Annotated in this window: 22 protein-coding genes; 8 read left to right on the top strand and 14 right to left on the bottom strand. The window is 72.7% G+C overall.

What is annotated here, in order from left to right:
- Window positions 1-22: 22 nt before the first annotated feature.
- On the bottom strand, window positions 23-1,423 hold the full coding sequence (locus tag Ade02nite_RS33350) for a class II fumarate hydratase (RefSeq protein WP_203772546.1): 1,401 nt from the start codon (window positions 1,421-1,423) through the stop codon (window positions 23-25).
- Between the two features lie 198 nt (window positions 1,424-1,621).
- A complete protein-coding gene (locus tag Ade02nite_RS33355; RefSeq protein WP_203772548.1) occupies window positions 1,622-4,594 on the bottom strand; it encodes an AfsR/SARP family transcriptional regulator in 2,973 nt (990 codons plus the stop codon).
- 301 nt (window positions 4,595-4,895) lie between these two features.
- Here Ade02nite_RS33355 and Ade02nite_RS33360 point away from each other — a divergent pair, with 301 nt between their 5' ends.
- The 3 genes from Ade02nite_RS33360 to Ade02nite_RS33370 all read left to right on the top strand — a co-directional run bounded on the left by Ade02nite_RS33360 (window position 4,896) and on the right by Ade02nite_RS33370 (window position 7,224).
- The gene (locus tag Ade02nite_RS33360) at window positions 4,896-5,408 is read left to right on the top strand and encodes a hypothetical protein (RefSeq protein WP_203772550.1); all 513 of its coding nucleotides are present in this window, start codon (window positions 4,896-4,898) and stop codon (window positions 5,406-5,408) included.
- 67 nt (window positions 5,409-5,475) lie between these two features.
- Complete coding sequence (locus Ade02nite_RS33365; RefSeq protein WP_203772552.1) at window positions 5,476-6,618, top strand: acyltransferase family protein; 1,143 nt, start codon at window positions 5,476-5,478, stop codon at window positions 6,616-6,618.
- Window positions 6,619-6,708: 90 nt separating this feature from the next.
- A complete protein-coding gene (locus Ade02nite_RS33370) occupies window positions 6,709-7,224 on the top strand; it encodes a GNAT family N-acetyltransferase (RefSeq protein WP_379036940.1) in 516 nt (171 codons plus the stop codon).
- 76 nt (window positions 7,225-7,300) lie between these two features.
- Here the strand turns inward: Ade02nite_RS33370 and Ade02nite_RS33375 are convergent, their stop codons facing one another.
- The gene (locus Ade02nite_RS33375) at window positions 7,301-8,482 is read right to left on the bottom strand and encodes an ROK family transcriptional regulator (protein WP_203772554.1); all 1,182 of its coding nucleotides are present in this window, start codon (window positions 8,480-8,482) and stop codon (window positions 7,301-7,303) included.
- Between the two features lie 48 nt (window positions 8,483-8,530).
- On the opposite strand from Ade02nite_RS33375, the gene Ade02nite_RS33380 reads away from it, so the two are divergent.
- Complete coding sequence (locus tag Ade02nite_RS33380) at window positions 8,531-9,757, top strand: MFS transporter (RefSeq protein ID WP_239169239.1); 1,227 nt, start codon at window positions 8,531-8,533, stop codon at window positions 9,755-9,757.
- A 33-nt stretch (window positions 9,758-9,790) separates the two neighbouring features.
- Here the strand turns inward: Ade02nite_RS33380 and hisC are convergent, their stop codons facing one another.
- Genes hisC through hppD form a run of 3 tightly spaced genes read right to left on the bottom strand, consistent with a single transcriptional unit; the run spans window position 9,791 to window position 13,107 of the window.
- The gene (gene hisC / locus Ade02nite_RS33385) at window positions 9,791-10,873 is read right to left on the bottom strand and encodes a histidinol-phosphate transaminase (protein WP_203772556.1); all 1,083 of its coding nucleotides are present in this window, start codon (window positions 10,871-10,873) and stop codon (window positions 9,791-9,793) included.
- Complete coding sequence (locus Ade02nite_RS33390) at window positions 10,870-11,892, bottom strand: RDD family protein (protein ID WP_203772558.1); 1,023 nt, start codon at window positions 11,890-11,892, stop codon at window positions 10,870-10,872. Before Ade02nite_RS33390 ends, hisC begins: the two co-directional genes overlap by 4 nt.
- 60 nt (window positions 11,893-11,952) lie before the next feature.
- Window positions 11,953-13,107, bottom strand: a complete 1,155-nt coding sequence (gene hppD, locus Ade02nite_RS33395) for a 4-hydroxyphenylpyruvate dioxygenase (RefSeq protein WP_203772560.1) — start codon at window positions 13,105-13,107, stop codon at window positions 11,953-11,955.
- 207 nt (window positions 13,108-13,314) lie between these two features.
- On the opposite strand from hppD, the gene Ade02nite_RS33400 reads away from it, so the two are divergent.
- Both Ade02nite_RS33400 and Ade02nite_RS33405 read left to right on the top strand, forming a co-directional pair.
- Window positions 13,315-14,619: a PQQ-binding-like beta-propeller repeat protein gene (locus tag Ade02nite_RS33400; protein ID WP_203772562.1), complete on the top strand. Its 1,305-nt coding sequence runs from the start codon at window positions 13,315-13,317 to the stop codon at window positions 14,617-14,619.
- Between the two features lie 70 nt (window positions 14,620-14,689).
- Window positions 14,690-16,357, top strand: a complete 1,668-nt coding sequence (locus Ade02nite_RS33405) for a fumarate hydratase (RefSeq protein ID WP_203772564.1) — start codon at window positions 14,690-14,692, stop codon at window positions 16,355-16,357.
- Between the two features lie 26 nt (window positions 16,358-16,383).
- On the opposite strand, the gene Ade02nite_RS33410 is transcribed toward Ade02nite_RS33405, so the two are convergent.
- From Ade02nite_RS33410 to Ade02nite_RS33425, 4 genes are read right to left on the bottom strand one after another with little or no spacing between them, the layout of a single operon-like run.
- Window positions 16,384-17,478 (bottom strand): outer membrane protein assembly factor BamB family protein, encoded by a 1,095-nt coding sequence (locus Ade02nite_RS33410; protein ID WP_239169240.1) that lies wholly within the window; start codon window positions 17,476-17,478, stop codon window positions 16,384-16,386.
- Between the two features lie 14 nt (window positions 17,479-17,492).
- Window positions 17,493-17,951: an SRPBCC family protein gene (locus tag Ade02nite_RS33415; RefSeq protein ID WP_203772628.1), complete on the bottom strand. Its 459-nt coding sequence runs from the start codon at window positions 17,949-17,951 to the stop codon at window positions 17,493-17,495.
- A gap of 29 nt (window positions 17,952-17,980) precedes the next feature.
- A complete protein-coding gene (locus Ade02nite_RS33420) occupies window positions 17,981-19,069 on the bottom strand; it encodes a fumarylacetoacetate hydrolase family protein (protein WP_203772566.1) in 1,089 nt (362 codons plus the stop codon).
- Window positions 19,066-19,911, bottom strand: coding sequence for a hypothetical protein (locus tag Ade02nite_RS33425; protein WP_203772568.1), 846 nt, complete (start codon window positions 19,909-19,911; stop codon window positions 19,066-19,068). The genes Ade02nite_RS33420 and Ade02nite_RS33425 overlap by 4 nt, the downstream gene beginning before the upstream one ends.
- Window positions 19,912-19,999: 88 nt before the next feature.
- Between Ade02nite_RS33425 and Ade02nite_RS33430 the strand changes: the two genes are divergently transcribed.
- Window positions 20,000-21,163 (top strand): homogentisate 1,2-dioxygenase, encoded by a 1,164-nt coding sequence (locus tag Ade02nite_RS33430; RefSeq protein ID WP_203772570.1) that lies wholly within the window; start codon window positions 20,000-20,002, stop codon window positions 21,161-21,163.
- Here the strand turns inward: Ade02nite_RS33430 and Ade02nite_RS33435 are convergent, their stop codons facing one another.
- Both Ade02nite_RS33435 and Ade02nite_RS50425 read right to left on the bottom strand, forming a co-directional pair.
- Window positions 21,164-21,823, bottom strand: a complete 660-nt coding sequence (locus Ade02nite_RS33435; RefSeq protein WP_203772572.1) for a hypothetical protein — start codon at window positions 21,821-21,823, stop codon at window positions 21,164-21,166.
- A gap of 54 nt (window positions 21,824-21,877) precedes the next feature.
- Window positions 21,878-23,083: a chitosanase gene (locus Ade02nite_RS50425; protein ID WP_203772574.1), complete on the bottom strand. Its 1,206-nt coding sequence runs from the start codon at window positions 23,081-23,083 to the stop codon at window positions 21,878-21,880.
- Between the two features lie 126 nt (window positions 23,084-23,209).
- Between Ade02nite_RS50425 and Ade02nite_RS33445 the strand changes: the two genes are divergently transcribed.
- Window positions 23,210-24,397 (top strand): ROK family transcriptional regulator, encoded by a 1,188-nt coding sequence (locus Ade02nite_RS33445; RefSeq protein ID WP_203772576.1) that lies wholly within the window; start codon window positions 23,210-23,212, stop codon window positions 24,395-24,397.
- Here Ade02nite_RS33445 and Ade02nite_RS33450 read toward each other — a convergent pair.
- Together Ade02nite_RS33450 and Ade02nite_RS33455 are read right to left on the bottom strand one after the other, a co-directional pair.
- A complete protein-coding gene (locus Ade02nite_RS33450; RefSeq protein ID WP_203772578.1) occupies window positions 24,383-25,486 on the bottom strand; it encodes a tyrosine-protein phosphatase in 1,104 nt (367 codons plus the stop codon). The genes Ade02nite_RS33445 and Ade02nite_RS33450 overlap by 15 nt on opposite strands.
- Before the next feature lie 63 nt (window positions 25,487-25,549).
- On the bottom strand, window positions 25,550-26,701 hold the full coding sequence (locus Ade02nite_RS33455) for a tetratricopeptide repeat protein (protein ID WP_203772580.1): 1,152 nt from the start codon (window positions 26,699-26,701) through the stop codon (window positions 25,550-25,552).
- Window positions 26,702-26,850: the final 149 nt, after the last annotated feature.

Here is a 26,850-nt window from a genome sequence, read left to right on the forward strand (position 1 = left end):
ATCCACACGTTATCCACAGGGCCTACGGGCGCGTCATCCGCAACACGTCGAGGGCCGCGTCGAGCTGCTCCTCGGTCAACTTGCCCGACTTCACGTGGCCGCGCTCGATCACGACCTCGCGGATCGTCCGGTTCGAGGCGAGCGCCAGCTTCGCGATCGCGGCGGCCTCGTCGTAGCCGAGGTAGCGGTTGAGCGGGGTGACGATCGAGGGCGAGCCTTCCGCGTACGCCAGAGCGATGTCGACGTTGGGCTGGAGGCCCTCGACACAGCGGTCGGCGAGCAGGCGGGACGCGTTCGCGAGCAGCCGGATCGACTCGAGGATGTTGCGGGCCATCACCGGCAGCATCACGTTGAGCTCGAAGTCGCCCTGGGTGCCGGCGAAGGCGACCGCCGCGTCGTTGCCGATCACCTGGGCGACGACCTGGCGCACCGCCTCGGGCACCACCGGGTTCACCTTGCCCGGCATGATCGACGAACCCGGCTGGAGGTCGGGCAGGCGCAGCTCACGCAGGCCGGCGCGGGGCCCGGAGCCCATCCAGCGGATGTCGTTCACGATCTTGTAGAGGCCGACGGCGATGGTCCGCAGCTGGCCGGACGCCTCGACCAGCCCGTCACGGGCGCCCTGCGCCTCGAAGTGGTCGCGCGCCTCGGTCAGCGGCAGCCCGGTGACCTCGCGCAGCCGGTCGATCACCTTGGGCGCGAAGCCGGGCGGGGTGTTCACGCCGGTGCCGACGGCCGTGCCGCCGAGCGGCAGCTCCGCCAGGCGGGGCAGGGTCGCGCGCAGCCGCTCGATGCCGTTGGCGACCTGCTGGGCGTAGCCGGAGAACTCCTGGCCGAGCGTGACCGGCGTGGCGTCCATCAGGTGGGTGCGGCCGCTCTTGACCACGTCGTCCCAGTCCTGCGCCTTGGCCCGCAGCGCCGAGTGCAGGTGCTCCAGGGCCGGGATCAGCGTCGCGGTGACCGCCTCGGTGGCGGCCAGGTGGATCGAGGACGGGAAGACGTCGTTGCTCGACTGCGACGCGTTGACGTGGTCGTTCGGGTGCACCGGGCGGCCCAGCTCGCGCGACGCCAGCGTGGCGATGACCTCGTTGGCGTTCATGTTGGACGAGGTGCCCGACCCGGTCTGGAACACGTCGATCGGGAACTGGTCGTCGTAGCCGCCCTCGGCCACGTGCGCCGCGGCCGTCGCGATGGCCTTGGCCAGATCGTCGTCGAGCACGCCCAGCGCCGCGTTCACCTGGGCGGCCGCGCCCTTGATCTGGGCCAGCGCCTTGATGTGCGCCGGCTCCAGCCCGCGGCCGGAGAGGGGGAAGTTCTCCACCGCCCGCTGCGTCTGCGCCCGCCACAGGGCGGCGGCCGGCACCCGGACCTCGCCCATCGTGTCCTTCTCGACCCGGTAACCGCTCTCGTCAGTAGTAGTCACGCCCTTATCGTCTCTCCCGCGGCGCCGGTACGCAGATGATCCTCACCACCGAGTCGCGGCGAGCAGCCTCTCGACGTCGTGCAGCTCGGGCGCGGAGAGCGCGGACAGCTGCGCCCGGGCCTGCTCCAGCAGCCGCCGCGCCTCGGCCGGCCGCGGTCACGGGCAGACGGCCGAGGATGCTGTACGCCGCGCCGGCCGTCACCCGGACTCCCCCAGCGCGGCCAGCGACTTCTCGACGTCGCGCTGCTCGGGTGCCGCCAGGGCGGCCAGCACCGCGCGGGCCTGGCCGAGCAGCCGCCGGGCTTCGGCGGGGTTCTCGCCGGCCAGGCAGTCGCCGAGCGCGGCCTGGGCCACGGCGATCCGGTACGGCATCCGCGCCTGCCGGGCGAGGGCCAGCGACCGTTCGAACATCGCGCGCGCCGCCGCGTCGTCGCCCGCCAGCCGCAGGGTCGCCCCGAGACCGTGGCGGAACCGGGACTCCTGCTCCCGGTTGTGCACCTGCCCGGCGAAGTCGACGGCCTGCCGGTGCACGGCCACCGCCTCGGCGATCCGCCCGTCGGCGGCGAGCAGCAGCGCCAGCTCGTGCCGTACGTCGGCCGCCCCGTGCCGATATCCGGCCCGCTCGATGGGCCGCAGGGCCACCCGTACCTGCTGGATCGCCGTGCTCAGCGACACCTCGCCGAGCTTGTGCTTGAGCACGGCGATGAAGGTCAGGCTGGCGCCGATGCGGGTGATGTCCCGGATCTCCAGCTGGGCGAGGAGCCGCAGCCGGAAGTAGCGCAGCGCCTCCCGGTGACGGCCGAGACGGCGGTAGTTGTTCGCCAGCGTGTTCAGCTCGTCGCGCCCGTGCCGGGCCGCGGTCAGCCGGCGCACCTCGTGGGCGAGCTCCAGGCTCTGCGCCCACCGGCCGGACTCGTGATGCACCACGGCCAGGTTCGACATGGCGGTGGCCAGGGCGTTGCGGTCGCCCAGCTCGCGGCGGATCGCGATGCACCGCTCCAGCAGCGGCACCGCCTCGTCGTTGCGCGACCGGCGGCAGTGCACCGAGGCCAGGTAGTTGAGCACCGTCGCGGTCGCCGCGGGGTCGGCACGGCTCTCGAGCATCACCCGGGCCTGCTCATGCAGGCTGTGGACGTCGTCGAGGTAGGCACGCATGTAGAGGTGACGCCAGGCGGCGCGCGGCAGCTGCCAGGCGTAGGCGGCCAGCTCCGGCTCGGCGGCGGCGGCGCTGACGTACCTGCCGAGCTGCGGCCGCTCCCGGTCGAGCCGGGCGTCCGGATCGGCCAGCGCCGCCAGCAGGTCCGGCCGCAGCGGGGTGAGCGCTCCGATGTCGCGTTCCACCCCTTGCCGGTACGCGGGGAGATTGGTCGCCGCCGCCGCGTGCAACTGCTGGTCGAGCAGGCCCCGCAACGCCTCGATCCGCTCGGCGGGCGCGATGTCGGCCGCGAGCGCCGCCGCGAACTCGCGCAGCAGGTCGTGCATGCGGTGGACGCCGGGCTCCGGCTCGTCGATCAGGTGCACGTCGACCAGATCGTCGAGGACGTCCCGCGCGCCGGGCAGCGGCAGCCCGGTGAGCGCGGCGACGGTGAGCGCGTCGAACTCCGTGCCGGGGCAGAGCCCGAGCAGCCGGAACACCGCACGGACCCGGGGCGGCAACTGCCGGTACGACACCGCGAAGGCGCTCGCCACCGACCGGTCCTCGGCGGCGAGCTCGGGCAGGGCCGACTCGCCGAGCCGGCTCACCAGATCGGCCACCCGCCAGCGCGGGCGATGCGCCAGCCGTGCCCCGGCGAGCCGCAGGGCGAGGGGCAGGCCGCCACAACGGCGGGCCACCTCGGCCGCCGCCTCCGGTTCGGCGGTGACCCGGTCCCCGACGATCCGGGCGAGCAGTTCGACGGCCTCGGCGTGCGGGAGCACAGCCAGCGACTCGGGATGCACACCGTCGAGGCCGGCCAGGCGCCGCCTGCCGGTGACCAGGGCCAGGTTTCCCGGGGCGGTCGGCAGCAGGTCGCTGAGCTGAGCGCTGGACGCGGCGTTGTCGAAGAGCACCAGCACCCGCCGCTTGGCCAGCTCGGTGCGCCACAGCCCGACCCGGTCGACCAGCTCCGGCGGGATCCGGTCGGCGTCGAGGCCGAGCTGGCGCAGCAGCACGAGCAGCGCCTCGGCGGGGTCGAGGGGGCGCTCGGCGCTGTGCCCGTGCAGGTCGACGAAGAGGTGCGCGTCGGGGTAGCGGTCGCCGAGCAGCGCGGCCACGTGCAGCGCGAGCGTCGTCTTACCGCTGCCGGCCATGCCGTCGATCACCGCGATGACCGGCCCGTCCGGGGTCGCCGAGCCGATCGCGGTGACCAGCCGGCTCACCGCCGCCTCCCGGCCGGTGAAGTCACCGACCGTGCGCGGCAGGCACCGCACGGGCCGCTCCCCCGGAGGCTCGTCGCCGGCGGACCGGCGCGCCGGCGCCTCGCCCGCCAGGATCGCCTTGTGCAGCAGCTGAAGCTCGGCGCCCGGCTCGATGCCCAGGTCGTCGCGGAGGAGTTGGCGGACACGGCGGAACTCGGCCAGCGCCTCGGCCTGCCGCCCGGTGCGGTGCAGCGCGGTCATCAGCTGGCCGCGCAGCCGTTCCCGCAGCGGGTAGCGCTCCACCAGCGCGGTCAGCACACCGATCAGGTCGCGCGCCTGACCGGCGGAGAGCTCGAGGCCGGCCCAGTCCTCGGCGGCGGCCAGGCAGCGCTCGTCGAGCATCGCCCCGGCCGCGCGGACCGCCTCGCTCTCGCTCTCGCCGAGCGCTGGCCCACGCCAGAGATCGAGGGCTTGGCGGTACGCCCTCCGCGCCGCCTCGGGTTCCGCGGACGACCTGCCCTTCGCGACGAGACGGTCGAAGACACGCGCGTCGAGGTCGTCCGGGCCGACCTCGATCCGGTAACCGGCCGGATCGGTGCGGATCGTTCCCGGCGGCAGGACCCGGCGCAGGCGGGAGACGCAGGTCTGCAGCTGACCGCGGGCGGTGGCCGGCGGGTCGGCGCCCCACACCGCGTCGGCCAGGGCACCGACGCCGAGCACACGGCCAGGGTGCAGGAGCAGCATGGCCAGCACGACACGGTCACGGCCCGCTGTGATGGTGACGTCCTGCCCGCCCGCGGTGACGGACAGTGGCCCGAGAATGCGATACCGCATCGCCCGTCCCCCAGCCCTCGGTAGAGCCATCGAGCCTAACCGAGGTGACGAGAGTGAAACGACAGCGGAACGACAGCGGTCTTCGGCAGTCTGAGGGTCGCCGTCGTACCGGGGATGTTTCACATCGCCCCAGCCCGGTACGGCGGCGCGGCCCGACGGGGGGCACGCAGTCCGTCCGCGGCGGCAGACGCGGGCGGACTGCTCGTCGGTATCTCGGTGATCACTGTCGGTTGGACGATGCGCCCAGCGGAACGTAACGTCGGCGGGGCGTACGTGCCCCCGACGAACAGGATCCCCTCTCATGCGACGCGCCCTCCTGGCCGTGATCGCCGCCGGTGCCCTGCTGACCGGCGCCGCCTGCGACAGCGACGCGAACGACTCGAGCGCGGCCGCCGCCCCCACGGCGAGCGCCTCACCCAGCGCCTCGCCCGAGCCCGACTACTCGGCGGACACCACGCTGGTCTGCGCGAACATGCAGAAGCTGTACTCGGCCGAGATGAAAGAGTTCGGCGCCGCCATGGGCAAGCTGATCACGTACCGGGAGGCGAAGCAGGCCACCGAGGCCAAGAAGGCCGAGGACGCGGCCGCCGCCAAGCTCAAGGCCGTCGCCGCGAAGATCCGCACGGTCACCGCCGCGGCCGAGGACCCCGAGTTCCAGGCCGCCGGCTCGACCTCGGCCGCCAAGGTCGACGCCAGCGCCGCCGATCGCGCGTACATCAAGAAGGTCAAGACCCTCAAGGACCTGAACGGCACGATCGAGGCCCAGTACGCCGAGTGGCTGAGCCCGGCCGCCGGCTTCTGCGCGCCCAGCTGAGCCCCCGCCACCAGCTTTCCCCGCAACGCCATCGACACTTCTGCGGCGGCTCCGCGTTGAACCGTCGATGGGAACCCAACGCGACAGCCGGATCGTGGTCCTGGACGGTCTCCGGCTGATCGCCGCCGTCATGGTGGCCTTCTACCACTTCGCCGGGCGCAACGACATCGTCGCGGCGTGGGACGCCCCGCCCGCGGTCGCCGTGTCCCGCGCCCACGACGTCTCCGCGTACGGCTGGCTCGGTGTCGAACTGTTCTTCATGATCAGTGGCTTCGTCATCTGCATGAGCGCATGGGGACGCGACACCGGCTCGTTCGTCCGGTCCCGCCTCATCCGGCTCTTCCCCGCGTACTGGCCCGCGGTCCTGATCACGGCCGTGTGCGTGGGCCTGTGGCCGGTCGTGGCCCAGCCGCTCCGGTTCAGCGACGTGCTGCTCAACCTGACGATGCTGCAATGGCCGCTCGGCGTGCACGGGGTCGAGGGCGTCTACTGGACGCTCTGGGTCGAGGCGCGGTTCTACCTGCTCTTCGCCCTGCTGCTGGGGCGCGGCCTCACCCTGCGAAGGGTCATGTGGTTCGGCTACGGGTGGCTGATCGCCGCGGTCATCGCCCACACGAGCCGCGAACGCCTGCTGATCGTCGTGCTCCAGCCTGACTACGCGCCCCTCTTCGTGGCCGGCATCGCCTTCTACCTGATCCACCGGTACGGCCCGCGCCTCGAGCTCTGGGGCCTGGTCGCCGCGTCGTACCTGATGGCGCAGCACAACCTGCTGGCCCGCGTCACGCTGACCGAGAAGACATACATCAAGGCCCCGCTCTCCGACACGGTCGCCATCCTGATCGTCACAGCGTTCTTCGCGGTCCTGGCGGCGATCGCGCTGGGCTGGACGTCCCGCATCCGCTGGCGCGCGCTGACCACGGCGGGCCTGCTCACATACCCGTTCTATCTGCTCCACCAGAACATCGGCTTCCTGCTCATCCACGCGACCCACGACCGCGCCCCGCACTGGCTCGTCCTGGCCGGCACGATCACCGTCATGCTGCTGGCCGCGTGGTTGGTGCACCGGTGGATCGAACGCCCGCTCGCCGCCCACCTCCGCGCACGCCTCACCCCACGCCGGGCCACGATCGTCGCCCAGCCGTACGCGGGCCGCCGCCCCGACCTCGACACCGGCTCGGCCCCCCGGGCCCGCTTCCCGGAGCGGCGATAGCACGCACCACGGATCCCGCACCGTCCCCGCCTCCGTCCCGTCAGCCTGCGAGACTTTGCCCGGTGTGGAGTTCGAGGGGGTGGCATCTCGATGACCGAGGCTGACGGCGCAGGCGGGATCCGGATCGCGGCGATGGACGACGAGCACGCCGCGGCGGTGCTGGAGATCTACCGGCTCGGCATCGCGACCGGGAACGCCACCTTCGAGACCGAGCCGCCGTCGTGGGATCGATTCGTGGCGGGGCGCCTGGCCGGGCACCGGTTCGTGGCGCTGGACGAGGACGGAAGCGTCGTGGGCTGGGTCGCCTGCAGCCCGGGCTCGGACCGTTGCGTGTATGCCGGGGTCGTGGAGCACTCGGTCTACGTCCATCCCGGCGCGGGCGGCAAAGGCGTGGGGCGGGCTCTGCTCGGCGCGTTGATCGCTTCGACCGAGGCGGCGGGAATCTGGACCATCCAGTCGGGGATCTTCCCGGAGAACGAGGCGAGCCTCGCGCTGCACCGCGCCTGCGGTTTCCGGATCATCGGCACGCGCGAACGAGTGGGGCGGCACCACGGCGTCTGGCGCGACGTCGTGTTCCTCGAACGCCGCAGCCCGGTCGTGGGCTGAGAAGCGGCCCGGTCGTGGGCTGAGAAGCGGCCTGGTCGTGAGCTGAGAAGCGGCCCGCTCACGCCGGCGAGGCCGGTCAGGCCAGGTGGGGGATGAGACTCGACCAGGCTTCTTCTCCGGCGCCGGCGATGGGGCCGTCCGCGCCGAGGGCGGCCGGGAGGATCGGCGGCGGGTCGTCGCGGCGGATGGCCATGAGACCGGCGCGATAGGCGGCCTGGATCTCGGCCTCGGCGGCGGCCAGCAGGTCGACACCGACGCCGCCGAGGGTGACCAGGTCGGCGTCGAGGCCGTTGACCAGGCCCGCTATGCCACGCCCGAGAGCGGCGGCAACCGTGCACACGGCTTGCCACTCGCCCGATTCCGCCCCACCCACGGAGCCCCCGTCAGCAGCGGCAAGACTCTCAGCGACGAGCACCCCATGCCGCGAGGCGACAGCCGACGCGATGACGCGGCGCGCGTAACTGACCGGATCGTGTGGGGCCGGGTGGCCAAGATGCCGGGCCAGAGCCGTGCCGTCAACAGCGGTACCCCAGCACCCCCGGGCGCCGCAGGGGCACGAGATGCCCGGATCCCCGAAGGGCATATGCCCAAATTCGCCCGAATACCCCGAGGCTCCGATCAGCAGGCGGCCCTGGTCGACCGCGGCGCCGCCGAGGCCGCCTTCGATGCGCAGGTGCAGGGCCAGCCGGGCGCCGGTGGCGGCTCCGCGGGCCGATTCGGCGGCGGCGGCGAGGCTGGCGTCGTTGCCGGCCACGAAGACGGTGGAGGGCCACAACTCGGTCAGGTCCACGTCGTGCCAGCCCAGGTTGGTGGCGTCGAGGCGCAGGGTGCGGGAGACCGTGCCGGGGACCGAGACGCCCATGGCGCGCAGGCGGCCGGGGTAGGTCTTGTACAAGGCGTCGGTCGCGGCGTTGACGGTGGCGACCACCGACGGCCAGGACGTGTCGGTGTGGGTGCCGCTGACGGAGGTCAGGGTGGCGCCGCCGAGTTCGACCACGTCGAGGCGCCAGCCCTCGTGGGTGATCTCGGCGGCGACGACCAGCGGGCCGTCGGGGTGGGGCACCAGGACGGTCGTGGGGCGGCCGCGGGCGCCGCTGGGAGCGGCGGGGGCCTCGGCGAGCAGGTGGGCCTGGGCCAGGCGGGACACCAGTTCGGTGGCGGCGCCGGTGCCGATGCCGAGCCGGCGGGCGGCGTCGGCTCGGGTGACTCCGGGGTGGGCGTGGACCACCCGGAGCAGCTCCACTGAGCGCGTCGTCACAGGAACGGGTCCCTTCTTTTACTCGATGCTAGAGCTTATTCTGCGGCGGTGACCAAGCCGACCATGAATCGCCCGGCGCTGGCCGCCATCGGGGCCTCCGCCTTCTTCTACGTGACCGCGGAGACGCTGCCGGTCGGGCTGCTTCCGCAGATCGCCGACGGGCTCTCGGTGAGCGAGGCCGACGTCGGCCTGCTGCTGACCAGCTACGCCCTGGTGGCGGCGGTCAGCACGATCCCTTTGACGGCGCTCACCATGCGGATGCCGCGGCACACGGTCATCGCGATCACGGTGGCGATCTTCGTGGTGTCGCAGGCCGCGGCCGCGGTGGCGCCGACGTTTCTGGTGCTGACGCTGTCGCGGCTGATCTGCGCGCTGGCGCACGGCGTCTTCTGGTCGGTGAACGGGCCGGTGGTCGCGCGTCTCGCGCCGCCGGGGCAGGCGGGGCGCGCCACGGCGCTGGTCTTCGTCGGCAACTCGCTGGCCATCGTGCTCGGCGTGCCGCTCGGCACGGCGCTCGGGCAGTGGCTCGGCTGGCGGGTGGCGATCGGCGCGATGGCGGTCGGCGGCGCGGTGTGCGTGCTGCTGCTGACGCGCGTCCTGCCGAGGCTCCAGCCCTTGCCGCACGACCTGAACGTGCGGCCCGGGGCGCAGCTGCGCGCCGCCGTCGCGATCGTGCGGGACCGGCAGGTCGCCATGCTCTGCCTGATCACCGCGGTGGTCGTCGTCGGGCAGTTCGCGGCGTACACGTACATCGCCCCGCTGGTGCGCCGGGACGCCGGCCTTGAAGGCGTCGCGCTCAGCGCCCTGCTGCTCGGCTACGGCGCGGTCGGGCTGATCGCGAACTTCCTGCTCGGCCGGCACTCCGACCGCCGGCCCGGGCAGATCGTCGCCGGGTTGCTGATCGTGCTGGCGGTCTCGGCGGGCGCGCTCGCGCCGGTGCTCGGGGTCGTGCCGACCGTGCTCGCCGCGCTGCTGTGGGGCGGCGCCTTCACCACGCTGCCGGTCTTTCTGGCGAGCGCGGCGCTGCGGGTGGCTCCCCGCTCGCGCGACGCCGCCTCCGCCGTCTACGTGGTGGCCTTCCAGATCGGCATCGGGGCCGGCGCCTTCCTCGGCGAGCGCCTGGTCCGCGCCGGCCACCTGGGCGTGCTGCCGCTGCTGACCGCCGGGCTGGCGGTCGTCGCGATGCTGCTGGTGGTCACGGCCGGGCGGCGGGTCTTCCCCGCCCGGCTCAGCGAGGAGGACCATCACCGCATCGAGGCACAGTTGGCCGCGTAGACAGCGAGCAGGCGCAGACGGCGGGGAGCACCGTCAGCCCTCGAGGGCGGCCTCGGCGGCCGCCAGGAAGAGGTCGTTCTCCTCCGGCGTGCCGATCGTGACGCGTACGCCGTCGGGCTGGAACGGGCGCACGATGACGCCGCGGCTCTCGCAGGCCTGGCCGAACGCGGCCGACCGGTCGCCCAGCGGCAGCCAGACGAAGTTGGCCTGGCTGGCCGGCACGTCGACCGAGAGCTTGCGCAGCGCCTCGGTCACCCGTTCGCGCTCCGCGGTCACTAGCGCGCACCGGCGGCGCACCTCGTCCTCCTGCTGGAGGGCCGCGAGCGCCGCCGCCTGGGCGACCAGGCTGGTGGAGAACGGGGTGACGACCTTGCGGATCGCCGCCGCCTCGCCCGGCTGGGCGACCAGGTAGCCCATGCGCAGGCCGGCCAGGCCCCACGCCTTGGACAGGGTGCGCAGCACCAGGATGTTCGCCCGGTCGCCGTAGGTCTCCAGGCCGTCCGGCACCTGCGGGTCGGTGACCATCTCGCGGTACGCCTCGTCGAGCACCACCAGCACGTCGGAGGGCACCGCGTCGAGGAAGCGGTCGAGGTCGGCCTTGCGCAGCGAGCTGCCGGTCGGGTTGTTCGGGTTGCAGACGAACACCAGCCGGGTGCGGTCGGTGATCGCCTCGGCCATGGCGTCCAGGTCGTGCCCGTGCTCGGGTGTGTTGGGCACGCGCACGCTGGTCGCGCCCACGCCGGCCGCGATGATCGGGTACGCCTCGAACGAGCGCCACGAATACACGATCTCGTCGCCGGGCATGCAGGTCGCCTTGACGATGATCTCGGCGAGCGCCACCGAGCCGCAGCCCGTCACGATGCGGTCGGCGGACACGCTCAGGCGCTCGGCCAGCGCGTCACGCAGCGCCACCGCGCCGAGGTCGGGGTAGCGGTGCACGGAGCCCAGCGCCTCGGCGGCCGCCTCCACCACGCCGGGCAGCGGGCCGTACGGCACCTCGTTGCTGGCGAGCTTCACCGCCTCGGCGATGCCCAGCTCGCGGGTCAGGTCGGCCAGGTTGCGACCCGGCACGTAGGCGGGCAGTCCGTCGAGGTCGGGGCGGGTGAGGCGGGTCATGAGACGCCCTTCTGTCCGTTGGAGCCGCCACCGGTGGTGGCGTCGACCGGGCGGCGGTCGTCCGGCGGCAGCGCGATCACGACCGTGCGTGCCGTCTTGTCGTGGAACGCCTGCCTCAGCTGCTGGTCGAAGACCGGCGAGATGCAGTCGATGAGCTGGAGCACGAAACCGATGCCGGCGCAGCCCCACGCCGGGGTCCACAGGCCGAGCCGGGCCCAGCGCCCGAACGCGCGGCCGAAGCCGAGCGGCTCGGTGTTCTCGACGGCGACCACCTTGATCCGCATGATCCGCTTGCCGAGGGTCTGGCCGCTGCCGGCGATGGCGGGCGCCTCGTACGCCAGCCAGAGCAGCGTCGCGACGATCAGCATGGCCCAGAGCAGCCCGTCCATGCGCCCGGAGGCCTGCACGTCGAACGCGCTGCCGCCGTTGGCCATCTCGTCGATGGTGGCGCGGTAGAGCGGCACGAACTCCTTGGCCCATTGGTAGGCGAACCAGCCGTTGACGACGACGTTGAGCAGCAGCACCGCGAGGATGTCGAGGAGCCGGGCCATGAGGCGCGGTCCCAGCCCGGCGAGCGCGTAGCCGTGCGGGCGGGCCTGCACCGGATACATCGCCTGGCGCATGCCGGGCGGCATGCGCTCCCATCCCGGCGGGGGCTGCCAGCCCGGGGGCGGTTGCCACCCGTTCGGCGGTCCCGGCTGCTGCCACCCCTGCGGAGGCGGCTGCTGTTGCCACCCCGGCGGCTGCTGCCACCCTTGCGGCTGCTGCTGCCCCGGCGGCTGCTGCCAGCCCGGCGGGGGCCCCGCCGGCGGCGGCGGAACAGGCGAGGCCGGTGGGGTGGAAGTGGGCGGGGTGGGAGCAGCTGCCGCGGGTGGCGGCTCCTCCTCGACCGGCGGCGGCCCCTCGGGCGGCACCGCGTCGGCCGGGATGGCCTTGCCCAGCCAACCCTCACCGTCCCAGTAGCGCTGGGTCTCGGGGTCGGCCGGGTCCTTGTACCAACCGGCGGGCAGCGAACTCATGGGAAAACCTTAACGACCAGGCTCTTCAGCGGGATGGGGCCTGATGGTACAGCCGCATCCTTAAAGGTTTCCGCGTCGTTCCTGCTCGCGCTCGATGGCCTCGAAGAGCGCCTTGAAGTTGCCCTTGCCGAAGCCGAGCGAGCCGTGCCGCTCGATGAGCTCGAAGAACACCGTCGGGCGGTCCTGCACCGGCGCCGTGAAGATCTGGAGCAGGTAGCCGTCCTCGTCCCGGTCGACCAGGATGCGGCGCTTCTTCAGCTCCTCGATCGGCGCGCGGACCTTGCCGATGCGGGCACGCAGCTCGGGGTCGTCGTAGTACGAGTCGGGGGTGTTGAGGAACTCGACGCCGGCCTGCCGCATCGCGTCGACGGTGGCGATGATGTCGTTGGTGGCGAGCGCGACGTGCTGGGCGCCCGGCCCGCCGTAGAACTCGAGGTATTCGTCGATCTGCGACTTGCGCTGCGAGACGGCCGGCTCGTTGAGCGGGAACTTCACCTTGCGGCTGCCGTCCGCGACGACCTTGGACATCAGCGCGGAGTAGTCGGTGGCGATGTCGTCGCCGATGAACTCGGCCATGTTGGTGAAGCCCATGACCCGGCGGTAGAACTCGACCCACTCGTCCATGCGGCCCAGCTCGACGTTGCCGACCACGTGGTCGACGGCCTGGAAGAAGCGCTTGGGCTGCAGGCCCGCGTCGATCGCGGGCTGCCGGTCGACGATCGGCTCGCGCGCCACGAAGCCGGGCAGGAACGGCCCGTCGTAGCCGGAGCGGTCGATCAGCGAGTGCACGGTGTCGCCGTAGGTGGCGATCACCGCGATCCGCACGGTGCCGTGCTCGTCCTTGAGGTCGTACGGCTCGGTGACGCCGCGCGCGCCGGCGCTCGTGGCGTGCCGGTAGGCGGCGTCGACGTCGGGCACCTCGAGCGCGATGTCGCGGATGCCGTCGCCGTGCTTGGTGACGTGGTCGGCGCCGGGCGCCCCGGCGTGCACCGACCCGGTGAGCACGAATCGGGCGGAGCCGCTGACCAGCACGTACTCGGCGTGGTCGCGGTAGCCCTGCTCGGGGCCGCGGTAGGCGACGAGCTTCATGCCGAAGGCTGTGGCGTAATAGTGGGCGGCTTGCTTGGCGTTGCCCACGAGGAACTGAAGATGATCGACGCCCTTGACCGGAAAGACGTCGGCGGTGCGGGTCCCGTGTTCCATCGTCTGCGTCATTGGCTGAGGTTGTCGCAGGTCACAGCCGTGGGCAACACCTGCTCGCGGCGTTGGGCAGTCTGCGCGATCCACTCCCGGTCACGACGCGCTCACTGTGCAAGTTGCACAGTGAGCCGCGTGCCATAGGTGATCTTCCGGACATACATGATCGACACGGGCGGATCGAGATCCATCGTCCGGGTGATCCACCTGGCTAGCGTGTCGCGCATGGCCTCGGGTGGCAGCCCCTGGAAGGGGTACGCGCTGGTCGCGATCGTGATCGTGATCGTGCTCGCCACGACCGGGGTGTGGAACCCGTGGCCGCGGGTCTGGTCGTGGGTCAACACCAGCCAGCCCATCGCCGGGGACGCGGCGCGCTGGCAGCAGCGGATCGGCGGCAGCCCGCAGAGCGTCGCGATCGCCGGCGAGGCGGTGATCGTCGAATACCGGACCTCCGTCGAGGCGTACGGCCTGACCGCCGGGGTGAAGCTCTGGGACAGCGACGCCGACTGGGCGTCGATCGCGGGCGACGGCAAGGACGCGGTGGTCGCCACCGGCCGGCTGCTCACCAACGGCTACCAGGTCCTCGACCCGGGCAGCGGGGCCGTGCTGCGCGCCGACACCGAGGCGACGGCCGTGTGGACGTATAGGAACGCCCTGTTGGATCTGCACTGCTCGAAGGGGAGCGAGTGCCGGCTCACGGCGTGGACGCCGCGCGGCAGCAAGCCACTGTGGACCGTGGACACCGGGGGCATCGGGTTCGTGCTCAACGCCGCCAACCCCGACCTGCCCGACAGCCGGCAGCTCACCGCCGACCGGGTCGACGACGACGTGGCCCGGCCCCGGCAGATGCCGAGCCTGATCGGGCTGCCCGACGACGGCCAGATCCGGGTGGTGGACACGGCCACCGGCCGCGTCGCGCAGACCGTGCGGCCGGCACAGGACCAGCGGGTGGCGCTCGCGGGCGGGCGGATGCTGACCGTCACGGGCACGCCCGGCGACGGCACCTGCTATTACAGCGTCGTGGCGACCGACCCGCCGTCGCCGGCGGCCGTCTGGAAGAGGGACGGGCTCAACCTGCGTACGGCCGACAACGGCGCCGACTGCAAGCAGGAGCGCGACCCGGCCGGCGGCGAGGACGTGCTGCTCGGCGTCGACCCGGTCGGCCGCGAGGAGCTGCTCGCCGCGCACGACGGGCGGGTGCTGTGGCACGGCGCCAAGGGCGAGAACGTGCTCGGGGTCAACGACAGCTACGCCGTGATCCGCGACGCGGGCAAGAGCACGCTGCGGGGGTACGCCTTCGCGCGCGGCCGCACGGTGTGGTCCCGGCCCGCGGGAGAGAACGCGTCCGCGGCGCTCACCCCGTACGCGGCGATCATCGTCAGTCGTAAACCCGACCGGGTCGTCGCGGTCGCGCCCGGCAGCGGGCGGGTGCTGGCGGACGTCCGTACGGGTGCCGAGGTCTTCGCCGCCGGACCAGGGGGAATGATCGTCGTCTCGGGGCGCGACATGGCGTATCTGCCGTGGGCTTGACCGAACTGGTACGCGGGGAGCGCGGGAGCGGTTCGCATCCCCCGCGGCGGCTGTCCTAGGCTTGCCGCTCATGAGCAGAGGCGCCGCATTCACGTACTCGCCGCTGTTGCCGACCGGCGACGACCTGACCGACTACCGATTGGTCACGGACGAGGGTGTGGACGTCGTCGCGGGGCCGGGCGGCCGGCAGTTCCTCACCGTCGAGCCGTTCGCGATCACCCAGCTCACCGCCGAGGCGATGCACGACATCGCCCACTTCCTGCGCCCGGCGCACCTGTCCCAGCTGCGCTCGATCATCGACGACCCGCGCGCCTCGGCCAACGACCGGTTCGTCGCGCTCGACCTGCTGCGCAACGCCAACATCGCGGCCGGCGGCGTGCTGCCGATGTGCCAGGACACCGGCACGGCCATCGTGATGGGCAAGCGCGGCCGGCACGTGCTCACCGACGGCACCGACGAGCAGGCGATCGCGCAGGGCGTCTACCAGGCGTACACCCGCCTCAACCTGCGCTACTCCCAGCTCGCGCCGCTCACCATGTGGGACGAGCGCAACACGGGATCCAACCTGCCGGCCCAGATCGAGCTGTACGCGGAGGACCCGGGCGGCCAGCCCGACGCGTACAAGTTCCTGTTCATGGCCAAGGGCGGCGGCTCGGCCAACAAGTCGTACCTCTACCAGGAGACCAAGGCGCTGCTGAACCCGGCGCGCATGATGGAGTTCCTCGACGAGAAGCTGCGCCTGATCGGCACGTCGGCCTGCCCGCCGTACCACCTGGCCGTGGTCATCGGCGGCACCAGCGCCGAGCACGCGCTCAAGACCGCCAAGCTGGCCAGCGCCAAGTACCTGGACAACCTGCCCCGGCACGGCACGATGGCCGGGCACGGCTTCCGTGACGTCGAGCTGGAGGCGGCGGTCCTCGAGCTGACCCGCGACTTCGGCATCGGCGCCCAGTTCGGCGGCCGCTACTTCTGCCACGACGTACGGGTGATCCGCCTGCCCCGGCACGGCGCGTCCTGCCCGGTGGCGATCGCCGTCTCCTGCTCCGCCGACCGCCAGGCCCTGGCCAAGATCACGCCCTCCGGCGTCTGGCTGGAGCGCCTCGAGACCGACCCGGCCCGCTTCCTGCCCGACGTCGACGTCAGCAACGAGCCGGTGGTCAAGGTCGACCTCAACCGCCCGATGGCCGAGATCCGCGCCGAGCTCTCGAAGTACCCGGTCAAGACCCGCCTGTCGCTCACCGGCCCGCTGGTGGTGGCCCGCGACATCGCCCACGCCAAGATCGCCGAACGCCTCGACGCCGGCGAGCCCATGCCCCAGTACCTGCGCGACCACGCCGTCTACTACGCCGGCCCGGCGAAGACCCCCGAAGGCTACGCCTCCGGCTCGTTCGGCCCCACCACGGCCGGCCGCATGGACTCGTACGTCGAGAAATTCCAGGCCGCGGGCGGCTCCCTGGTCATGCTCGCCAAGGGCAACCGCTCCGCCCAGGTGACCCGGGCCTGCCAGTCCTACGGCGGCTTCTACCTCGGCTCCATCGGCGGCCCGGCGGCCCGCCTCGCCCAGGACTGCATCCGCCACGTCGAGGTGCTCGAATACCCCGAGCTGGGCATGGAGGCCGTCTGGCGCATCGAGGTGGAGGACTTCCCCGCCTTCATCGTCGTCGACGACAAGGGCAACGACTTCTTCGCCGAGGTCACCAAGCCCAACCCCACCCTCCGCATCGGCCCGAAGCCCTAGACCCCGTCGGGTGGGGCACCGGCCGGTCAGATGGCGGCGATGATGACCGTGTCGACGGTGAAGTAGTGGCCTGGTTTGTCCGGGCTTGCCGGGCCGTCCGCGGCCAGGCGCTCGATCGCCACCCAGTGGTCGGTGACCTGCCACAGGCCCGGCTTCCAGGTCAGCTTCTCGGTGTCCACGGCCAGCGCGAAATCGGCCGACACGGCGCCCGTGACGGCGTCGGCGATGCGCAGGTGGCGGTCGTCGGTGAGCAGCACCAGGCGGCCCTGCGAAGCGCCCAGCACCTGCGCGCCGGGCCGCGGGGCGATCGCGCGCCCGGCGGCCACCGTGCTGCCCTGCTGGTCGAGCACGGCCGAGCGCTCGGGCCGGGCGCCCGTGACCAGCCAGCCCTGCCCGGCCGCGTCGCGCAGGCCGCCGCACGCCGACGCGGCGACGTCGCAGCCCAGCGGGGTGTGCGGGCCGGCCGGCCACCCGGTCACCGCCTTGCCGGTCGCCAGCGAGAAGGCCTGCTCCGTGCAGACGAACTGACCGCCCGCGGTGGTGAACGCGTCGCCGCACGAGATCGGCTCCGACCAGCGCAGGGCTCCCGTGGCCGCGTCGTAGGCGTTCACCCGGCTCGCGCCGCCGACCAGGACGGCGCCGTCGCCCGTGTGGAGGTCGCCCGGCGCCCAGACGGTGGACGCCCCGGTCCGGTGGCCGTCGAAGGCCGGCGCGCCGATGCCGGTGGAGACGCGCCAGACGGTCTTGCCGGTGCGGGCGGAGAGCGCGATCAGCTCGCCGTCGGCCCAGCGGCTGACCACCGTGTCGCCGACGGCCACGACGCCGGAGAGCTGCTGCGGCCAGCGCCGCAGCGACCAGATCGCGGTCATCACGCTCTTCGCGTCGACCGGGGTGTCGGCCCGGGTCTGGCGCTTCGACGCGTACACCCGGACCGCGTCGCCGACGATCAGCGGCGCCTGATTGGTCCGGCCGGTGACCCCGGGCGAACGCGTGACGGCCACCGGTGACGGGCCGGCGACCGTGGACGAGACCTCCGCCGGTGCCAGCACCCGCCAGCCGATCAGGGCGGCCGCGACGGCTACGACGAGCGCCAACGACGTACGTATCAGCACTCGGAGCACCAGAAGAGGTTATGTCAGGCGGCCGCCGCCAGGTCGTCCAGGTCGCGCCGCAGCGCGCCCTCCGCGGTCTCCGCCGCCAGGCCGCCGAAGATCAGCGCGAGGATCCGCCCGGCCGGCGCGGTCGGGCTGCCGTCCTGCACCACGGTCACCATCGTGCCGCCGCGGTGCCGCCCGGAGATCACCGGCTGGAACGAGTAGGTCATGCGGTAGTCGGCGCCGATGCCGGGCGACGTGACCACGAACCGCTCCGGCACCACGCATTCGAGCACCCGGAACTCCTCGGTGACCTCGCCGCCGTCGGCCATCTGCCGGGTCTCGCGCCAGACCGTGCCCGCGCCGAAGTCGCCGTGGCTGCGCACCTCGACCCGGGTGACGGCGGAGAGCCACTCCCGCCGCCGGCTCAGATCGGTGAAGACTCGCCAGACCACCGCGACAGGCGCGTCGATCGGCCGGGTCACCACCACCGTCGACATAGCGTCACCCCCCATGCGTCCGACAGTAGCTATCCGGCAACGGTTCCGAGGACCGAACCGAGCGCGATCTTGCCGTCGGCCGAGGATCCGCTGATCTCGACGCGGTCGCCGTCGCGCAGGTAGCCGCGCCGCGACCCGTCGGCGAGCGTCACCGGGGCCGCGCCGTTCGAGGTCAGCTCGAGGAACGAGCCCACCTGGCCGCGCTCGGGGCCGGACACGGTGCCCGACGCGTACAGATCGCCGGTCCGCACCGACGCCCCGTTGCTGGTCAGGTGGGCGAGTTGCTGCGCCGCGGTCCAATACATCGTCGCGAACGGCGGTGAGCTCACCGGCGTCTCGTTCCACGAGATCGACAGGCGCAGGTCGTACGCCGGGCCGGCCGGCCGCAGGTAGTCCAGCGGCTGTGGATCCTGCCGGGGCGGCGCGACCGGCGTCAGCACGGACAGCGGCACGACCCACGGGGACACCGACGTGGCGAACGACTTGCCGAGGAACGGCCCGAGCGGACGGTATTCCCAGGCCTGGATGTCGCGCGCGGACCAGTCGTTGACCAGCACGACCCCGAACACGTGATCTTCGAAGGAGCCGGTCGGGATCAGCCGGCCCGGCACGCCGACCACGAAACCGACCTCGGCCTCGATGTCCAGCCGCCGGGTGGGCCCGTAGACGCCGGAGTCGAGCTGCCCGGACGGCCGCCGGATCGGCGTGCCCGAGACCACCACCGTCGACGACCGGCCGTGGTAGCCGATCGGCAGGTGCCGCCACTGCGGTGGCAGCTCCGGCGACGAGGGCCGCAGGATGCGCGCCGTGTTCACCGCGTGCGCTTCGGACGAGTAGAAGTCGGTGTAGTCGGCCACCTCGAACGGCAGGTGCAGCGTCACGTCGTGCAGCGGGATCGTCGGCGGCCCCGCCATCACGTGGTCGATCACCGCCTCGCGCGCCGCCGTCCACTCCCGACGGCCGGCGGCCATCAGCGGGTTGAGCGAGGGCGCGGCGAAGAGCCCGCCGAGACCCGAGAGGTCAACAACGTCGTTCCCCAGCCGTACGCCGAGACGGCGCTCCCCGCGGGGGACGCTGAACACCCCGTACGGCAGGTTGTCGATGCCGAAGCCGGTCATGAGTAACCCCCGTTGATCAGGCCGAGCCGGACCAGCTCGGTCAGCGGCTCGACGACGTTGGCGACGCCGAACCCGGCGAACAGCGGCCGGCGCTGGTCACGCCGGGCGCGGCACGACTCGACCAGCGGCACCGGATGGGTGGCCGCCAGCACCTCGGCGACCTCGGCCACCTCGCCGCCCTGCTCGGCGGCGATCGAGGCGGTCAGCACGTTGAGGAAGCCGTGGTGGGTGAAGCCGGTCTCGGGGTCGGTGTGGCGGATCGCGTGCCGCAGCCCGGCCGCCAGCCGGAACGGCAGCCGCCGGTCGCGGCAGGCGCACAGCACCGCGGCCAGCTCCACCGGGGTCGGGAAGAGCTCGGCGGCCAGCCCGCCCACCCGGAACTTGGGCGCCATCCGCAACCCGGCCGCGCGCGCCTCGGCGACCGCGTCGAGGGCGGCCAGCAGTCCCCAGCTCAGCGGGATCTCCGCGTACACCTCGAGGGTCGGATCGTCGCCCGCCAGGGCGCGCAGGTTGGCCAGACCTGGCTGCGGATCCTCGCCGCGGCGCGCCACCGCGGCCTCGAGGTGGGTGACGACCGCCCCGGCGGCGCGCAGCTTGTCGACCGCGATCGGCACCGCGCTCACGGCGACGTCGCCGACCAGCGCGACCGGCAGCTTCGCGGCGCTCAGGTCGGCACCGATCAGCGAGGCGGGGACGAGCAGCGGCCCGAGCAGGCCGGCGAACCAGCCCTCGCGGTGCTCGGCGTGCTTGGCGACAGCCTCGGGCACGCCGACCGGGCTCGGCGGCATCAGGGACGCGTCGTCCACCAGCCCGGCGAAGAGCGGAGGCACCAGCGTTGACACGAATCCGAACCTAATAGACGCTTCGAGAGGCGGACAACCACGTCCGCTATGTCGGTTTTGCTGTCCAGGCGAACTCTGGGAGGCAACGATGCCGTACTACCGCAGCGTCGGCGAGGTGCCGCACAAGAGGCACACGCAGTTCCGGCGCCCCGACGGCGGGCTCTACGCCGAGGAGCTGATGGGCCAGGAGGGCTTCTCCTCCGACTCGTCGCTGCTCTACCACCGGCACCCGCCGACCGCCATCGTCTCGGCCGAGACGTACGAGCCACCGCCGAGCACCCGCTCGCCCAACCTCCCGCTGAAGCCGCGCCACCTGCGGACGCACAAGCTGGACGCCGGACCGGCCGACGCGGTCCTCGGGCGCCGCCCGCTGCTGGCCAACAACGACGTCAAGATCGGGTACGTGGTCGCGGACCGCCCGTCGCCGCTCTACCGCGACGCGATCGGCGACGAGTGCCTCTACGTCGAACAGGGCCGGGCGATCGTCGAGACCAGCTTCGGCACGCTCGAGATCGGCACCGGCGACTACGTGATCATCCCGACCTCGGTGGTGCACCGCGTCGTGCCGCAGGACGGGCCCGTACGGCTGCTGACGATCGAGGCGACCGGCCACATCGGACCGCCGAAGCGCTACCTCTCGGTGCGCGGCCAGTTCCTCGAGCACGCCCCGTACTGCGAGCGCGACGTGCGCGGGCCGGGCGAGCCGCTGCTGGCCGAGGGCACCGACGTCGAGGTCTACGTGAAGCACCGCGCCGGCTGGACCCGGCACGTCTACGCCCAGCACCCGTTCGACGTGGTCGGCTGGGACGGCTGCCTCTACCCGTGGGCGTTCTCGATCCACGACTTCGAGCCGATCACCGGCCGCGTGCACCAGCCGCCGCCGGTGCACCAGACCTTCGAGGGGCCCAACTTCGTGGTCTGCTCCTTCGTGCCGCGCAAGGTCGACTACCACCCGCTGGCGATCCCGGTGCCGTACAACCACCACAACGTCGACTCCGACGAGATGATGTTCTACACCGGCGGCAACTACGAGGCCCGCCGCGGCTCCGGCATCGAGCAGGGATCGATCTCGCTGCACCCGTCCGGCTTCACCCACGGACCGCAGCCGGGCGCTGTCGAGCGCGCGCTGGGCGCCGAGGCCTTCGACGAGCTGGCCGTCATGATCGACACGTTCCGCCCGCTCGATCTGTGCGACGCGGGCCTCTCGGTGGAGGACACCGCGTACGCCTGGACCTGGAACCGCCAGCCCTAGCTAGCGCAGCACGGAGAGCTCGACGACGATGTGCTCGGGCAGCGGCTGCTCGCCCGGAAAGGCGGGCACCCGCATCCCGAGCACGTCGCCGCCGCGGTGCAGGCAGTAGGCCTTGCCCGCGGTCAGTTCCAGGTAGCCGGAGCCGTAGGTCACGCCGTTGCCCTCGTCGCAGGCGGCCGGGTCGGTGAACGGGTCACCCGTCGCCGGCCCGATCGTCGCGCGCTTCTCCAGCGGCTCGGCGCTCCACACCCGCTTGTCCGTGCCTGTGCAGTTCTGCACCTTGTCGTCCTTGCCCGGCGTCGAGCAGAGCAGCGAGATGTCGCCGGTGTAGGCGTTCGTCCCGACGCGCGGCGGCGACAGCCAGAGGGCGCCCTGCGGATATTTGTCGCCCGTGCCCATCGGCACGTCGATCGGGAGCACCGCCGTGCCGAAGGCCTGGCGCGGAGCCGACGACGCGAAGGCGGTCGGCACCTCGGCCTCGTCCGAGCCGGACGACGCCTGGCTGTGGTAGAGCGTCACCGCGAACGTGCCGGCGGCCAGCACGGCCACCGCCAGCGCGGCGGCCATCCGGGCGCGGGTGAGGCGCTCCCCTCGTACGACCGCGATGGTGACCGCCACGAGAAGCAGGACCGCCACACCGGCGATGACGAGATCGACCATGCCGACAAACTAGTGGGGCCGGGACCGATGATCAGCCCCGGCCCCACTGTCGTATCAGCCGATATGGAAGTTCTGTCCGTAGACCGCGAAGTCGAGCGGCGTGTTCAGGTCGAGATTGCCGTTGGCGAGGAAGCGGCGCTGCGCGGTGTCGACCCGGGTGGTGTCGTCGTGCGCGGCCTCCTTCTTCATCTCGGTCACGCGCTCGTCCAGGAAGACGCTGAGCCAGGTGCGCTCGTCGCCGCCCTGCGCCGGCGGCTTGGCCCGCTTCAGGGCGGCGCTGCGGATCTGGCGCATGCCCTCGTACCCGTGCATGACCGCGGCGTCGTAGTAGGCGAACTGGCCGAGGGCGCGGACGCCGTCGTTCTTGCCGTCGCGCACCGACGGGTTGAAGTAGACCCTGTCCCGCTCGGCCTCCTGGGCCGCCTGGAAGGCCGGGTCGGCCGCGGCCGTACGCCAGTCGCGGGTGAAGGTGGGGTCGAGGCCCGCGTGCGAGGCGGTGCCGTTCACCGAGCGCAGCGCCGGCAGGTACTTGGCCAGCACGTTGCCGGGCACGGCGGCCGTGTACGCCTCGACGAGCTCCAGCATGTCGCCGGTGCCCGAGCAGAAGCCGATGATGCCGGCCGTGTAGCCGCGGCCGTCGTTGATGTCCTCGATGTAGGAGAACTGGGCCCGCCAGTCGAGCGACGAGTTCTCCGCCGCCGACACGAGCTGCATGGCGACGTCTTTCTTAGCCGGGTTGTCCAAGTTGACCCCAGTGGCAGGCGGCGTGGTCGGCGGCGTCGTACCGCCGGGCAGGCTCCAAGTCTGGTTCGCCGTGCCGGTGCAGGTCCAGATCTGCAGCCGCGTGCCGTTGGCCGAGCTCTGCCCGGTGGCGTCCAGGCACTTGCCGGAGCCGGTGTTGACCAGCGCGCCGCCGGATGTGGACCACTTCTGCGCGCCGCTGCCGTTGCAGTCGTACAGCTGGATCTTGGCTCCGTTCGCCGTCGACGCGGCGGACACGTCGAGGCACTTGCCCAGCGCCCGGATGCTGCCGTCGGTGTTGCCGACGGTCCAGACCTGCGCGTTCGTGCCGTTGCAGTCGTAGAGCTGGACGGCGGCGCCGTTGGCCGAGCTGGCGCTCGCGACGTCGATGCACTTGCCGCCGATGCCGGTGATCGGCCCGGCGGTCGCGGCGCTGGCCGGCAGCAACCCGTAGATCAGGGCGGCGGCGGGGACGGCCAGGGCGACGCCGGCGTAGGCGACTCTCCTTGCGCGGAACATGGCGCTCCTCGAGACGGGGGATGAGGGGTGGCGCGCGCCGGGGAGACGTTAGAACAGTTAACCAACTTTATCAATATGGCTCGATGCCCTTGACATGCCGTGACGGCCCCGCTTAACGTCCGGCGGGTGACCCGTCTGGCCGGCTCGTCGAAGCTGCTCCGAGCCATGAACGAGAGCGCGGCCCTGGCCCACCTGCTCGACCCGGGCCGGCTCACCCGCTCCGACCTCCGCAAACTCACCGCGCTGTCGACGCCGACCATCTCCGAGGTGCTGCGCCGGCTCACCGACGCCGGACTGGTCACAGTGGTCGGTCACAACAGCGGCCGCCCAGGCCCGAACGCCGAGATCTACGCGGCCAAGCCCGACGCGGCGTACGCGGCCGCGGTCTCCGTGCGCGACATCGGCCCCAGTGGCGCGCCCTCGGTGGTCGCCGCGCTGTGCGACCTCACCGGCGAGGTGCGCGGCCGCGTCGAGTCGCGTGTGGACTTCCTCGCCAGCGACCCGATGGACGCGCTCGTCGACGTGGTCGCCCGGCTGCGCGACGAGGCCGGCGTCCCCGCCGACCGCGTCCGGCACGTGCGCCTCGGCGTGGCAGGCTCCTACGACGCGCGCGCCGCGACCATCCGGCACGTGCACCTGCCGGGCTTCGGGCGCGCCGGGCTGGTGCCGCGCATAGCGGCCGCCCTCGGCACCGAGGTCGGCGTCGACAACGACGTCAACCTCGCCGCGGTCGCCGAGCGCCGGCGCGGCGTCGGCCGCGACGCCGACGGCTTCGCCCTGCTCTGGCTCGGCCAGGAGGGCCTGGGCCTGGCGATCGACATGGCCGGCACCCTGATGCGCGGCGCGCGGGGCGGCGCCGGCGAGATCGGCTACATGCCGCTCTACTCGCCCGACTCCACCGGCCGCAAGCTCGACCTCCAGCACCTCTTCGGCGGCGCGGCCATCCTCGAGCTGGCCCGGGACAACGGCGTCCCGGGCCGCACACCGGCCGAGGCGGTCCGCACGGCGGCGGCCGACCCGGCGGCGGCCGGCGACTTCCTCACCGGGCTGGCCGACCGGATCGCTGTCGGCCTCGCCGCGGTCGTCGCCGTCCTCGACCCCTACCTGGTGGTGCTCGCCGGCCCGATCGCGCAGGCCGGCGGCGGCACCCTGCTCTCCGCGGTGAGCGCGGCGATGCGACGCGCGGCGCCGCTGGAGAGCCCCATCGCGCTGACCGCCATCGACGACGACGCGGTGCTGCTCGGTGCGCTCGACGCCGGGCTCACCGCCGTACGGGAGAGCCTGATCGCCTCGATCCGCTCAGCCCACCAGTAGCCGGGCGCGCAGCGAGCGCGCCGAGATGCCGAGGCCCTCGCGCAGGTAGCCGTCGAACGTGCCGAACTTCGCCGCGACCTCGTCGAACCCGGACTGGAGATACTCGGCGCGCACGTCCAGCACGGCCTTGTAGCCGGCCCGGATCGACGCCGGCACCGCGGCGAGGGCGGCCGCGTTCGAGGCGGCGAGACAGCTGTTGCTGAGCAGGTAGTCCTCGAACACCGTCGCGCGCGGCACGCCCAGCGCGGTGAGCAGCGCGGCGCTGGCCCAGCCGGTCCGGTCCTTGCCCGCCGTGCAGTGGTAGAGCACGCCGGCGGCGCGCGGGTCGGCCACCGTGGTGAGGAACGTGTGGTACGCCTTGCGCGCGGAGTCCGCCGACACCATGCTCTTCTCGCCAGCGACCATCAGCGCGACGCCGCCGGCCTCGGTCTCCAGCGAGTAGCCGCCGAGTCCCGTGTCCGACGTGCCGGCCACGTTCGCGAAGACGTACTTCGTGCCCGCCGGGATCCGGTCCGGCCCGGCGGCCACCTCGGCGTCCGTGCGGAAGTCGATGTCCGTACGGATGCCGAGCCGCTTGAGCTTGGCCACGTCCGCGTCGGTGAGCGTGGCGAGGCTGTTGGAGCGGTAGAACACGCCCATCCGCACCCACTGCCCGCCGGCCGTGCGGTAGCCGCCGCCGTCGCGGAAGTTCGGCGCGGCCGCCAGGTGCAGCGACCGGTCGGCCAGGGTCAGCGACTGCCCCCGCTCCGGCACGATCTCGAACCACCAGCGGTCGGCCGCGCCCAGCCCGCGCACGGTCACCGTGCCTGCCCCGCCGCCGTGGGCCACCGCCCGGCGCCGCGAGATCCGGTGCTGGTCCTTACCCGCGTAGACGGCGACCCGGCGCACGCCCGGCGCGGTCCAGCCGATCGTGAACGAGCCGTCCGCGTTCTGGCTGACCTTGGCCGCGGTGAACGGGATGCGGTGCCCGCCGGCCCGGGCGGGTGCGGCGCTCGCCTGGGCGGGTGCGGCGCTCGTCGCGAGGCCGCCGCCTACCGCCAAGGCCCCGGCGCCGACGGTCGTCAGGAACCGGCGGCGACTCTGCTGCATTTCATTGAAGTTGCGCACCGCGAAAGAATCTGCGGCAGAGGTAGCCGCCACTCCACCGCCGGGTTAACGCCGCGTCAAGATCAGGAGCTCGGCCACCGCCGCCAGCACCATCGCGGACACCAGCGCCACAATGCCGCCGGCCAGGGCATAGACGAACAACAGCAGCGGAGCGACGAACCCCACGTACGCCGCCGCGGCCAGCCGCCGATCGTTCGCCCGCAGCCGCGACAGCGCCACCGCCAGCGGCTCGGGCACGTTCCGGTTGAGCAGGAAGGTGACACCCACGAAGATCAGAACCCCGATCAGGCCCGCCCACATGCGCGAGATGCCGTCGCTGGCCAGCGTCATCAGTCCCGCGATCACCGCGGTGATCTGGGTGGCGTTCGCCCCGTACAGCGCGTACCGCCGCACCTGCTCCGCCGAGCTCTCCGACACGTCCAGCACCGGCCCGGTGGGCCGGCTCACCGCGGGCACCTCGGTCCAGTGCGCCGCCGACGGCGGCTCCGGCTCCTGCGGCCGGTCCGGCGCCGGATAGGCCCGCGGGAACGGCGACGGATACTCCCCCTCCGCGTCCGGCGGCACCGGCAACGTCGCCTCGTCGGCCAGGTCCTCCAGCGCCCGCGCCCAGCGCCGCCGCTCGAACCGGACGATGCCCATGTCACGCTGGGCGTCCCCGATCGACGGATCAAGATCCAGGGCCTGCGCGTACGCCCGCTGCGCCAGATCGAAAAGCCGCAGCCGCGCCGCCACGACCGCCAGCACCAGATGCGCCTCGGCCTCCGACGGCGCGACCCGCACGGCGTTCCAGGCGGCGTTCAGCGCCTCCTGCCCGTTGCGCGACTCGCTCAGCAGGGCAGCGCCGGTCCGCTGCGCATAGGCGTCCGAAGGCCACTGCCGCAAGATGTCGCCCGCGACCCGAGCCGCCTCACCGAACTGGCGCGTGTCGGCCAACGCCATCGCCCGCACGACAAGAGCAGTCACCTCGGCCGGCGCCGCCGAAGCAGCCCGATCCGCGGCGACAAGAGCCTCCGCCGGCTGCTCCGCCGCCAGATGAATGCGCGCCAGAGTCGCCAGCAGACTCGCATCGTCGGGCGCCACACTCAGCCCCGCCGCGACCTCCCCCGCCGCCTCGTCATAGCGGCCCAGGTCGGCAAGCAGCAGAGCACGCTGCCGGTACTCTTCCGGCGTGGTCTCGGGATCCAGAGGCGCGGCCACGAGTCGAGGGTAGGCGCTCCCCCAAAACCCCGCCTCCGCGGGTGCGAGCCGTTATCCACAGCGCCACACTTTGTCCACAGCCACCCCACGACCCACCAACCGGCACATCGGTCAGCGCCGCCGAGTGCACCCGGGAAGACGACTTCGAG

The organism is Paractinoplanes deccanensis (genome assembly GCF_016862115.1).
GTDB lineage: Bacteria > Actinomycetota > Actinomycetes > Mycobacteriales > Micromonosporaceae > Actinoplanes > Actinoplanes deccanensis.

Coding starts and splice junctions, on each gene's coding strand:
- Ade02nite_RS33355 (WP_203772548.1), bottom strand. CDS start 4,594: ATGCGGTATCGCATTCTCGGGCCACTGTCCGTCACCGCGGGCGGGCAG.
- Ade02nite_RS33360 (WP_203772550.1), top strand. CDS start 4,896: ATGCGACGCGCCCTCCTGGCCGTGATCGCCGCCGGTGCCCTGCTGACC.
- Ade02nite_RS33365 (WP_203772552.1), top strand. CDS start 5,476: ATGGGAACCCAACGCGACAGCCGGATCGTGGTCCTGGACGGTCTCCGG.
- Ade02nite_RS33370 (WP_379036940.1), top strand. CDS start 6,709: ATGACCGAGGCTGACGGCGCAGGCGGGATCCGGATCGCGGCGATGGAC.
- hisC (WP_203772556.1), bottom strand. CDS start 10,873: ATGACCCGCCTCACCCGCCCCGACCTCGACGGACTGCCCGCCTACGTG.
- Ade02nite_RS33390 (WP_203772558.1), bottom strand. CDS start 11,892: ATGAGTTCGCTGCCCGCCGGTTGGTACAAGGACCCGGCCGACCCCGAG.
- hppD (WP_203772560.1), bottom strand. CDS start 13,107: ATGACGCAGACGATGGAACACGGGACCCGCACCGCCGACGTCTTTCCG.
- Ade02nite_RS33400 (WP_203772562.1), top strand. CDS start 13,315: ATGGCCTCGGGTGGCAGCCCCTGGAAGGGGTACGCGCTGGTCGCGATC.
- Ade02nite_RS33405 (WP_203772564.1), top strand. CDS start 14,690: ATGAGCAGAGGCGCCGCATTCACGTACTCGCCGCTGTTGCCGACCGGC.
- Ade02nite_RS33415 (WP_203772628.1), bottom strand. CDS start 17,951: ATGTCGACGGTGGTGGTGACCCGGCCGATCGACGCGCCTGTCGCGGTG.
- Ade02nite_RS33420 (WP_203772566.1), bottom strand. CDS start 19,069: ATGACCGGCTTCGGCATCGACAACCTGCCGTACGGGGTGTTCAGCGTC.
- Ade02nite_RS33430 (WP_203772570.1), top strand. CDS start 20,000: ATGCCGTACTACCGCAGCGTCGGCGAGGTGCCGCACAAGAGGCACACG.
- Ade02nite_RS33435 (WP_203772572.1), bottom strand. CDS start 21,823: ATGGTCGATCTCGTCATCGCCGGTGTGGCGGTCCTGCTTCTCGTGGCG.
- Ade02nite_RS50425 (WP_203772574.1), bottom strand. CDS start 23,083: ATGTTCCGCGCAAGGAGAGTCGCCTACGCCGGCGTCGCCCTGGCCGTC.
- Ade02nite_RS33450 (WP_203772578.1), bottom strand. CDS start 25,486: ATGCAGCAGAGTCGCCGCCGGTTCCTGACGACCGTCGGCGCCGGGGCC.